The following is a 7195-nucleotide window of genomic DNA, read 5'->3' on the forward strand; positions in this document are numbered from 1 at the left end:
ATGAAACTCTCGACAAAGCTTCTGCTTATCGTCACGATATGCTGAGTTCTCGTCTTCTCAGATTGAATCCACTCCTCTCCCTCACCAATACCAGTAACTGAATGTCTCTAGCGCAAGTATTTGTCAAGAAAGGCGAGCATCGCATTTGCACCTCTTATCCTATTTGCCTTCTTCTTAAATCCATGGCCCTCATCATTGAACACTACATACTCAACCGGAACCCCATGCTCTTTTAGTCGCTCAACTATCTCATCAGATTCTATCTTAAGTACCCTTGGATCATTTACTCCTTGAAGCACTAGAAGAGGCCTCTCTATTTTGTCGGCGTGAAAGAGAGGGGAAATGCTCTTGAGATATTCTTCCTCGGTGAATGGGTTTCCGATTTTCCCGTAAAGGAGATCTTTAGCGATCTTCCACCAAGCTGGCACTTCTTTGAGAGTTCTCACCCAGTTCGAGACACCGAAAAAATCCGTACCAACCTTGAACTCCTTCGGCCTGAAAGCAAGTGCCGCCAGAACCATGAATCCACCGTAACTTCCACCGTTTATTCCTATTCTTTCTTTGTCGATGAAATCAAGGGTGGCCAAATACTTGGCGGCGGCTACGCAATCATCCAGATCCGCTTCTCCGTGTTTGTGATCTGCGGCTTTGAAAAAGCTCTTTCCGTAGCCGGAGCTCCCTCTGTTATTGACTGCATAGATAGCATATCCATGATTTGCAATGAACTGGATCTCAGGACTGTATCTTGGCAGAGACTGACCTCCCGGTCCTCCGTGAACCCATACAATCGCAGGCGCTTTCTCGTTCGGCAGAACATTTCTGGGCGGATAGAAAATCCCAGGCACTTGGAGACCGTCGTACGAAATAAAGCGGAGTACCTTTGCTTCAGAGAGGTCATTACTGTTCACTTCTTCGCTCATAGAATCAGTAAGCTGCTCTGTCTCCTTTGTATTGAGGTCTATCATGAAGATATTAGGAGAGGAGGTTGCTGAGTCACAAAGATAGTACAGGAAGCGGCTATCCTTGCTGAAGTATTGATCGTATACTACACCACCCGTCTCAACGGGAGACATCTTAGGGGTATTGTCTTTTGTATCGATTATGTGAAGTTCGGAAAAACCGTCTCTATTAACTATAAGCACAGCACTTCTCCCGTCTTCCGATATTCTCCCGTCGATTATGTCCCAACTAAAGGCAAGGATCTCTTCACGCTCTTTGCTTTCAATATCCGTTATCCAAAGCGTCATGAATTCCCCTTCAATGTCCGATAGACAGTAAAGCTTCATCGAATCTTTTGAGAAGAAGAGAGGTATGAAATTAGCTTCTCCTTCATGGGGGGACAGAAGTGTTGTATCTCCGCTTAGCAAGTCGTGGAGATATACATTCGAGTTGTTTGCAGTCTCGGGCTTATGAAGAGCGAGAAACCTTTCATTATCCGAAATTGGACCCAGTTCATACAAGTCTTTGTTTTCGAAGACCAGCTCACCTGCTAGATCAGCCTTTTCAAACCGATATAGATCGAATCTACTTCTATCAATCTTGTTAGAGTAGTAGTAAACACTATTGCCAACGGAGACGTGAAATCCTGACTTGGTCTTCTCGAAAGGGGTCAGATCTTTGATTTTCTCTTCTGTTCCTAGATAAAGATGATGTAGTTCATCGCCGCCCTTATCCATTGCAAAAATGAAGCTCCCATCTTTGTAGACGTGAGATACCAATGCGTTTTCGGTGAGTGATGTTATCTGCCTGTGCTTTCCCTTCTCCTGATCTAGTTCAAAGATGTTGTAGTTGCCCGTTTTGTCAGAAGAGTAAAGAATCCTTCTTGAATCGGGTGATACCGCGAATGACGCAATGGTCTCGTTCTCCATAAGTTCTTCAATCGAGTACTTCTTCTCAGTCATTTAATTCCTCCTTTAACGTTCTAAAGCGAATGAACAGTGAATGATCATTGGGAATAGTTCTTTATGATCCAAAGGTTCGTTGGGCTCCCTCATTGCAATCATATAATAAGCAGCCATCAATTGCGCTTGATGGTTTCCAAGAAGTTAACATTTCTTGTGAATAGAAGCTACAAAGCCACATTAAGTGGATTTCGTCATCCTCAGTATTTGAGACTCTCTTTTCTACGATTGAGTACTGTATGCTCTTACAATGTCTCTACTCACGCCGAGCCGTCTCTTGAACCCACTAGATTTACTGAGTATTAGATTGTTGGCTGTAGAGAACCAAGAAATTCGAATACCGTTTTGCGGACCGTTTCAGGGACGTGCCATTACCGTTCAATTCTCTTGTTCCCTTGAATCACTGATTTCGGGCAAGGAAATGCCTGCTGCTTTAGGAACGACTTACACTGTCATCTTGTAGATCTTTTATTCTGGATCTAATCATGTACTCGCGTTAAATACGAACATCTCTTGATAACCAAAAACAAGATGCAGCATCAAGGTGCGGCATGACGAAGTTTTTAGGGTGTCTCGTGTCTAAAGTTTGGAGTGTGGCAAAAAGGAGACGATTTACTCTGTGGTCATCCCGGGATCTGTCCTTTGACCCTGTCGAAGGACGGGTCCATGAACTTGGGAAGGACCAAGGACGTCTTTTATCCTCTTCCCAGCGTTCAGCGATCAGCGAAAAGCGGCTCTTGCCCCGCGTGCGCCGACTTGCTTTTCTCTCGCCTTCTTGTGAGCGCAGTGAACCTCTCGGTAACGCACTTTCTCGGTCGCTCTTTTCAGCAAACGGGTTCTTGCTCTTGGACGACTGACGGAGGACGTCTTTGATTCTCTTCCGTGCGTAAAGGGGATTTTTGACTTGAAAATTCTCTTGTTTAGTGGTATTTTGTCGAGAGTTGATTGGCAGCGATGTACTAATGGGAGTGATGAAATGAGAGAAAGCAACAGAAAGAGAGGGCTGGCCCTTGCGGGACTTCTGCTGGGAATAGAGCTCCTTTTGATAGGTGCGGCAGTGATAATCCGGCCCAAAATCATGGGATTCAGTTTTGGTTCTGGCAGGTCATTCACAGGAATGAAGTTCAACGAAGACTTCTCGGTGACGATCACCGAGAAGCCGAACTCATTGGGAATCGACAGTCTTAACGGAAAGGTCGAAGTAGTGGGCTGGGATAGAGATTATGTTGAAATCAGGGTCGAACAGTCAGTTAGGGTTGCAGACGAGAATCTCAAAGAAGAGTATCTTGAAAAGACTAGGCCGAACATCAACGCAGCAGATGGTAAGCTCACTGTGATTGTTCCCAGATTATCGCAAACGAATGAATTCATGGGGCAGGCGACAACAATTTATATGAATATCCCGTCGGAAACGGTGGAAGATATTTTAGTGAATACCAGCAACGGCGCAATGGTTTTCAAATCACTTAATGCCTCAATAAGAGGCAGAAGCAGCAATGGAGGTTTGGAGCTGATCTCCGTCTCGGGAAGCATGAGACTTGAAACCTCTAATTCGCCCATTTTTGTCGAGGAATGCGCCGGAGTCATGGAACTTAGATCCACCAACGGTGCGTTTGAAGGAAAGGGAATATCTGGAACCCTCATTATTGAGACAAGTAATGCTCCGATAACAATCGAAAGGGGAACTCTCAGTGTTTCGGCGAATTCCACGAACGGAGCAATTACAGTCACTGAGGTCACTCTTATCGGTGATAGCAATAGTTTTGAAACCTCAAACGCGAAGATTGTCTGCGACGCGATCCTTCCAGATTTCGGTGTTCTTGAACTGCTGTCAACTAATGGAAGTATAGGAATCTTTTTAGATGACTCGATTCGTGCAGAGATAAGCGCATCTACAACCAATGGAACCGTCAATTTGAAGGGGCTTACCGTAGGCGTAATCAGTTCGAGTTCAACTAGCTTGAGAGGGACATTCAATGGCGACAACGGCCTCCTCATAACTATGAAAACCAGTAACTCGAACATCAGCATCGACAAGCCCAATGCTGAAGATTCGATCTAGTGACAGAAAAGGGTGGATTTGAATCATGGTCCCATTTACCGAACTCATGCGTTGCGTGGATTTCAAATATCCCTAGAGTGGTAAGCCTGATTATCTTCTTCGAACTCAGGATTGAGATCTCAGAAAAAGGGCTCAAAATCACGGGTTGTGACGCTGCAAAGGATCTATTTGCCTGTCGCCTCCCTCGCACGATGTGAATCTGTACAAAGAGTGGAATTGTCAATCGAGTTAAGAAGGTGGATCATAGGATGAAGAATAATCCGAGTTCATTTGCAAAGGAAGCGGAATCTGATCCTTCGGACTGATCATTTAAGTCTCATGGAGCGGGGTAGACATCTCGAAAAAGCGCTTCGTCGAATCTCACTAACTACCGATCTGCTCGGGACTGGGTGTGCGAGATGAAAGGATGCCCATACAGAGTATTTTGTCTTGCTCAACATGCGTTTGCCGCGAAAGCGCGGATTCTCTGTCTACTCATCAATATTAGCTTCGAGAATATGTAAGTGAATGACAAAAAACCGGAGGCATATTTCCCTCCGGTTTTGCTCACGCAAGTGATTCTAGTTAGAGACTGTCTGTGGAACGTTTTCTGCTAGCTCAATGAGGTCTACTTCGAAGAGCCGGTCTCCAATGTACTTTATGCCCTTTATTCCAAGTTCTTCCGCCAAAGTGGCCGCTTCATCACTGGATGTGAATGTGATTCTTCCTGCTGTCTCAAATGGAACTATAGACCAGTTGAAGGAAGGTGAGGGGGTAATAGTACCCTTCTCGATTATGTAGTCAATTATCACGCTTCGATTCTCGACTGTTGAAGAGAGGACGATGTCGGCATCGACTAGATGATAGCCGCCGCCACCTGCGCGGTAGTTATTGGTCACGACGAGGAACTCCATATCATCTTCGATTTCTTCGCCTTCATAAGTAAGCTCGACAATCCTCTGGCCGACAGGGTTTCGAACATCGATCTGATAATTGATTCCTTCGATAATGTCGAAGTTATAGGATGAGAAACGTGCCAGAAGGTTCTGGTCCTCAGTACTGCTTGGATCGATCTGGTTGAAGTTTTCGGCACACTTTTCCAGCCAACCCTTGAGTTCGATGCCGTTCACTCTCACGACGTGTAGAGTGTTCGAGTAGATGTAGATGTCGGCCGCATTCATTATCCTTATGTCGCCAGCTTCCACATTGGTGCTCGTTCTGAAGGGCGCTGCGGCCGAAAGCAAAGGCATTCCTTCAAATTCCGTGCCTTTGAAGTAGTCTCTCGCGTACCACAGCTGGGCTTCGTTGACAAGCTGAGTTACTTCGTTATCGATTACTCTGCTGAAGTATCCCGTGATCGGCACTGTTGTAATTCCTACAGGAGCCATAACATAATCAATAGTTGCCTCATGCTGTTCCTTCACAGCCTCAACTATTTCGGAAGCGGCTTCTATCGTTTCATCCACGTACCAAAGCTGCGGGAACGAGGAGAAGACTTCCCATTTTCCGTCTCTGTTGAGAAGCTGGAAATGGATTAGACCAAGGGAGTTTCCCCAGCTGCCAGCCATGGTAACGGGGACTCCATCGATTTTTTCGGCCGCTCTCCCGTGGCTGTGACCCATGATAATTGCATCTATTCCTTCGACGTTTTCGAGTATAGCTTCAGCGTCTGAGGTTCCCTGATGGAGAGCAACGATTACAAGATCAACGCCTTCTTCTCTTAGCTCAGGAATATACTTGGCGGCGGCGTCTGCAATCGGTTCAACATAGACTCTTCCTTCCAGAAGAACCCTATCCCACATCATTATCTCGGGCGGCAAGAAACCGATGACTCCAATCTTTATCGGTATGCCATCGACTTCTCTGTCAAGCACTACGTAAGGATCGTATCTTAATTCTTCAGTATCGGCGTTATAAAGGTTTGCCGAAAGCATTGGATAATCAGCGGCTGCCATCGCGAGGTCGAGATACTCAAGACCGAAATTGAACTCGTGATTTCCTATTGCTCCTGCATCATATCCCATGATATTCATTGCTCTAATTATCGAGGGGATTTCTCCCATACTTAGGGGTTCGACTCTCGCTTCACGTTCTGCGAGAACGCTTCCTTGAATAGTATCGCCAGTGTCGATCAACAGGGTGTTGCTATAGATCTCTCTTGCCCATTTGATAAGAGTGTAAGTCTTTGCTGCTCCGTAATCCTCGACTTCCTGAACGGTCAGGTAGTCGAAAGGCATAACGTAACCGTGAAGATCGTTTGTCCCAAGAACAACAAGCTCATGAGCCGTGACTTTAGCAAAAACCGTTACAGGGAGTAACAAAGCGAGAATCAGGACGATGACAACTGCAGGAATTCTTCCCTTCCAGTTCAATAGATCCACCTCCAATTAGGTTGGCCAGCACTGTTGTCTGCCGGACGAATGATTGCCCCCTGACCGTGAGAATGCTTTACCGAAGATAATATAGGATTCCAAAGAATGTTTCGAAACAGTACTATTTTACTACAACCTTGTGGCTTCAACTAGAAAGAAAAAAGCACATCTCAGTAAATGGAAGTAGGCAATCAAATTAGGGAAACGGAAAAACCTGGTCTGGGGTCGTGGGGTCTAGGGTCTGGCAAGAGCAGAAGTGATGCTGCATTTGGCAGGAGGCGATTAGAAAGCCAGTCAGGCTCCGCCTGGCCAGTCTCTGCCTCCGGCAGAGGCCAGTCACCTTCGGTGGCCAGTTCCGCTTCGCGGGCAAAGAACCACCTTTAGGAACGGGTTATGTAAATCGGGTTAGGAGGAGCGGGTTATTGAAGCGGGTCATCAGAACCGAGTTTTGAAGAGCGAAGTCCTGTGCAGAACCATTCACAGGATGACAGTCTCTTCTGCTGACGAAGAAAAACCGCTGCGTGCTAAGAATCAAGGACCCCCTGATCTTTGTTAACAGAGACATCATCTCTATTCTCCTCTTTGGTCATCCCGATATGAAACTGATCGGGATCTCGCATCTAGAAACCGCTTTAAGCTGTGGAGATCAGTTGCAAATTGTCAGTTATGAAAGCCATGAACCAGAAGAGAGTTTCCGATGAGAGCTGTTTTTTCATGACTGGTTGGAGTCCAAACGCTCTTGAATCATCACCTTGCCCAAGAACGAAGAACAGATCTTCGCTCTGGAACGAATAACAGGTTTTTTATTCGGAGAACGGAGAACCTCTCAACGGTCAACCAGTCCTATGCTCTTTCCAATCGGTGAGTAGCCCAGGGGGATT

The 7195-nt window shown here is 46.0% G+C and carries 3 protein-coding genes; 1 reads left to right on the forward strand and 2 read right to left on the reverse strand.

Annotated elements, in window-relative coordinates; genetic code table 11:
- Nucleotides 1-107: 107 nt before the first annotated feature.
- Nucleotides 108-1901: a S9 family peptidase gene (locus tag B3K91_RS00440; RefSeq protein WP_292592567.1), complete on the reverse strand. Its 1794-nt coding sequence runs from the start codon at nt 1899-1901 to the stop codon at nt 108-110.
- Between the two features lie 976 nt (nt 1902-2877).
- Between B3K91_RS00440 and B3K91_RS00445 the strand changes: the two genes are divergently transcribed.
- Nucleotides 2878-3963, forward strand: a complete 1086-nt coding sequence (locus tag B3K91_RS00445; RefSeq protein ID WP_214079111.1) for a DUF4097 family beta strand repeat-containing protein — start codon at nt 2878-2880, stop codon at nt 3961-3963.
- 560 nt (nt 3964-4523) lie between these two features.
- Here B3K91_RS00445 and B3K91_RS00450 read toward each other — a convergent pair.
- The gene (locus B3K91_RS00450) at nt 4524-6314 is read right to left on the reverse strand and encodes a bifunctional 2',3'-cyclic-nucleotide 2'-phosphodiesterase/3'-nucleotidase (protein ID WP_214079112.1); all 1791 of its coding nucleotides are present in this window, start codon (nt 6312-6314) and stop codon (nt 4524-4526) included.
- Nucleotides 6315-7195: the final 881 nt, after the last annotated feature.

Origin of the sequence: Mesotoga sp. UBA5847 (genome assembly GCF_002432735.1) — a bacterium.
Taxonomy (GTDB): domain Bacteria; phylum Thermotogota; class Thermotogae; order Petrotogales; family Kosmotogaceae; genus Mesotoga.

Excerpts from the sequence above, each read along its gene's own strand:
- B3K91_RS00440 (WP_292592567.1), bottom strand. The coding sequence starts at position 1,901 with ATGACTGAGAAGAAGTACTCGATTGAAGAACTTATGGAGAACGAGACC.
- B3K91_RS00445 (WP_214079111.1), top strand. The coding sequence starts at position 2,878 with ATGAGAGAAAGCAACAGAAAGAGAGGGCTGGCCCTTGCGGGACTTCTG.